This is a genomic window from Herbidospora sp. NBRC 101105, from assembly GCF_030269205.1.
Taxonomy (GTDB): Bacteria; Actinomycetota; Actinomycetes; order Streptosporangiales; family Streptosporangiaceae; genus Herbidospora; species Herbidospora solisilvae.
Map to the genome: position 1 here is coordinate 1 of NZ_BSSX01000036.1, position 262 is coordinate 262.

Annotated in this window: 1 rRNA gene; it reads right to left on the reverse strand. The window is 60.7% G+C overall.

The window, feature by feature from the left end:
* Positions 1 to 39: 39 nt before the first annotated feature.
* A 16S ribosomal RNA gene (locus QSK34_RS37690) occupies positions 40 to 262 on the reverse strand; the annotation flags it as partial.

Consider the following 262-nt stretch of genomic DNA (forward strand, 5'->3'; position numbering starts at 1 on the left):
GACCTGGAGGCTTGCGCCTGCCAGATCAGTGCTCCTTAGAAAGGAGGTGATCCAGCCGCACCTTCCGGTACGGCTACCTTGTTACGACTTCGTCCCAATCGCCAGCCCCACCTTCGACCGCTCCCCCTCTTGCGAGTTGGGCCACGGGCTTCGGGTGTTGCCGACTTTCGTGACGTGACGGGCGGTGTGTACAAGGCCCGGGAACGTATTCACCGCAGCATTGCTGATCTGCGATTACTAGCGACTCCGACTTCATGGGGTC